Annotated in this window: 4 protein-coding genes; 1 reads left to right on the top strand and 3 read right to left on the bottom strand. The window is 69.9% G+C overall.

What is annotated here, in order from left to right; genetic code table 11:
• Together ACFDS6_RS16380 and ACFDS6_RS16375 are read right to left on the bottom strand one after the other, a co-directional pair.
• Window positions 1-1,024: AAA family ATPase (locus tag ACFDS6_RS16380; protein ID WP_375273164.1), on the bottom strand; the 1,024-nt coding region annotated here is incomplete at its 3' end.
• A gap of 247 nt (window positions 1,025-1,271) precedes the next feature.
• Window positions 1,272-1,478, bottom strand: a complete 207-nt coding sequence (locus ACFDS6_RS16375) for a DUF1192 domain-containing protein (protein ID WP_375273163.1) — start codon at window positions 1,476-1,478, stop codon at window positions 1,272-1,274.
• Between the two features lie 67 nt (window positions 1,479-1,545).
• On the opposite strand from ACFDS6_RS16375, the gene ACFDS6_RS16370 reads away from it, so the two are divergent.
• Window positions 1,546-2,547 carry an NAD(P)H-quinone oxidoreductase gene (locus tag ACFDS6_RS16370; protein WP_375273162.1) on the top strand — a complete coding sequence of 334 codons (1,002 nt, stop codon included), beginning with the start codon at window positions 1,546-1,548 and terminating at the stop codon, window positions 2,545-2,547.
• Window positions 2,548-2,630: 83 nt separating this feature from the next.
• Here the strand turns inward: ACFDS6_RS16370 and ACFDS6_RS16365 are convergent, their stop codons facing one another.
• Complete coding sequence (locus ACFDS6_RS16365) at window positions 2,631-2,888, bottom strand: hypothetical protein (RefSeq protein WP_375273161.1); 258 nt, start codon at window positions 2,886-2,888, stop codon at window positions 2,631-2,633.
• Between the last annotated feature and the right edge of the window lie 126 nt (window positions 2,889-3,014).

Here is a 3,014-nt window from a genome sequence, read left to right as displayed (position 1 = left end):
GATCCTTCTCGAAGTGGTTGCGGAACTCCTTGTAGGTGGTCGAGCCGATGCAGCGGATCGTGCCGCCCGACAGCGCCGGCTTGAGCAGGTTGGACGCGTCCATCGCCCCGCCGCTCGTCGCGCCCGCACCGATCACTGTGTGGATCTCGTCGATGAACAGCACCGCGTCGGGCATCTTCTCCAGCTCGTTGACGACCGCCTTCAGTCGCTCCTCGAAGTCGCCGCGGTAGCGCGTGCCCGCGAGCAGCGCGCCCATGTCGAGCGAGTAGATGACCGCGGGCTTGAGCACGTCGGGCACGTCGCCCTCGACGATCTTGCGCGCCAGCCCTTCGGCGATCGCGGTCTTTCCGACGCCGGGATCGCCGACGTAGAGCGGGTTGTTCTTGGACCGCCGGCACAGGATCTGCACCGTGCGGTCGACCTCGGCCGAGCGCCCGATCAAGGGGTCGACCTTGCCAACCTTGGCCTTCTCGTTCAGGTCGACGGTGAACTGTTTGAGCGCGCTCTCGCCCTTCTTGCCGCCCTCGGCCTTCTCCTTCTTCTCTTCCTCCGCACCCTTCACGCTGGTCGCCTCCGGGGTGGCGTTGCCCTTGCCAACGCCGTGGCTGATGTAGCTGACTGCATCCAGCCGGCTCATGTCCTGCTGCTGGAGGAAATAGACCGCGTAGCTCTCGCGCTCGCTGAACAGGGCGACGAGCACGTTGGCGCCCGTCACCTCGTCGCGGCCCGAGGACTGGACGTGGAGGATCGCGCGCTGGACGACGCGCTGGAAGCCGCTGGTCGGCGACGGATCGGTCGCGGCATCGACCTTGAGCGCACCCAGCTCGGTGTCGAGATAGTGCGCGACGGTGGTTTTCAGCTCACCCGTGTCGACCCCGCACGCGGCCATCACCTGAGCGGCGTGCTCGTCGTCGATCAACGCGAGCAGAAGGTGCTCCAGCGTCGCATATTCGTGGCGGCGCGAGGACGCGGCCTCGAGCGCCTTGTGCAGCGTGGTCTCGAGAGCGCTGGCGAAAGAAGGCATCGGTTACTTACTCCTGTCGGGCGCCGCCCGGAAGGCGATGCCCTTTGCACCTATGTCGGTAGCCGCACGCCCCGCATCAAGCCGCGCGCTCGCTGCACCGTTAGGGGAATAAACGTGCACGGTGATCGGTTGGCTCCGGCGCGAACCAGCGCGTCGACCACCTGTCGAACGATCGCCCACCCACCTCGTCGCGGCCGTGATCGGCGCGTCCGGGCGGGCAAGGCCGGTCATCGCGCGCGCGACCTCATCACTTGAACCCGGCCTTGAACAGCGCGTCCGCGCTGGCGCGGTGGCTGACCGCGCCGTCGATCTTGGCGCGGCAGCGCGCGATCTCCGCCTCCAGCGCCGCGACGCGCTCCTCCAGCTCGGCGACGGACAGGCGATCCAGGTCCTCGCGCAGCAGCGCGGTCAGCGGGTCGTCGCCGCGGCGACCGAGGATATCGTCCGGGTCCACGGCGATGAACGTTGACCCTGCCCGGCGCGAAGTCAATAAGGCCGCCGCGAAATGGGGGAAATCGGTGATGGGTGACGTGCCCGAGACGATGCAGGCGATCGACCCGGATGCGCCGGGCGGACCCGAGGTGCTGGTGGCCGAACAGCGCCCGGTGCCCGCCCCCGCCGCGGGCGAGGTGCTGATCCGCGTCGCCGCCGCCGGGGTCAACCGCCCCGACGTGCTCCAGCGCAAGGGCGGCTACCCGCCGCCGCCCGGCGCGCCCTCCACGCTCGGGCTCGAACTCGCCGGCACGATCGTCGCGGTCGGCGACGAGGTCGACGCGGCGATGATCGGCCAGCCGGTCTGCGCGCTTGTCGCGGGCGGCGCCTATGCCGAGTACGCGGTGGCCCCCGCCGCGCAGTGCCTGCCGGTGCCCGAGGCGTTGTCGATGACCGAGGCCGCCGCGCTGCCCGAGACGCTGTTCACCGTTTGGACCAACCTGTTCGAGCGCGCCTTCGCGGTCGAGGGCGACACCGTGCTGGTCCACGGCGGCACGAGCGGGATCGGCACGATGGCGATCGCGCTCGCCCGGCTGTTCGGGCTGACGATCATCGTCACCGCCGGCTCCGACGCCAAGTGCGAGGCCGCGCGCTCGCTCGGCGCGCACCACGCGATCAACTACAAGACGCAGGATTTCGTCGCCGAGGTGAAGGCGATCACGGGCGGCAAGGGCTGCGCCGCGGTGCTCGACATGGTCGGCGGCGATTACGTGCCGCGCAACATGCAGTGCCTGGCGGACGACGGCCGCCACGTCTCGATCGCGGTGCAGGGCGGCGCGACCGCGACCGTGCCGATCTTCGACATCATGCGCCGTCGCCTGACGCTGACCGGATCGACGCTGCGCGCGCGCGACGCGGCGTTCAAGGGGCTGGTCGCGGACGAGCTGCACAAGACGGTGTGGCCGCACGTCGAGGCGGGCCGATTGAAGCCGGTGATCGACCGCACCTTCCCGCTGGCGCACGCGGCCGAGGCGCACCGCCGGATGGAGGCGGGCGACCACGTCGGGAAGATCGTCCTGACGCTCGACTGAACGACGAGGGCGGCGCACCCGGTCAGGTACGCCGCCCCGTCTCGCGTCATTGCCGCCCGACCCGAGCGGCAGCGCGCGTCCGATCAGTTGCTGTCGGCGCTGTCGTCGTCGCCGCCGACCGCGACCAGCACGCCCACGATGATCACCGCCAGAATGCCGATGTTGATCAGCGTCGAGCGCGGCACTTCCGCGCCGATCTTGCTCGCCTTGGCCGTCGGCGTCGCCGCGCGGACCGACAGCGACGCCGCCGGATTGGCGGGCGCGGGCGCCGCGGCGGCGGCGGTCGAGACGGTGAGCAGCGCGGCTGCGACGCCGCCACCCAGCATGGACTTGAACGACATGATGAATTCCTCCTGTTGCCAACCGCTTTCGCCGCGCGGTGGCGCAAGTCAACGCCGCCGCGCACCCCTTGAAGCGCGTAGGCGCGTAAAAGCAGATTGATGTTGCAAGCGTGAGACACTTGGCCG

The organism is Sphingomonas sp., from assembly GCF_042095875.1.
GTDB lineage: Bacteria > Pseudomonadota > Alphaproteobacteria > Sphingomonadales > Sphingomonadaceae > Sphingomonas.
This window is presented reverse-complemented; position numbering and strand designations above follow the sequence as displayed.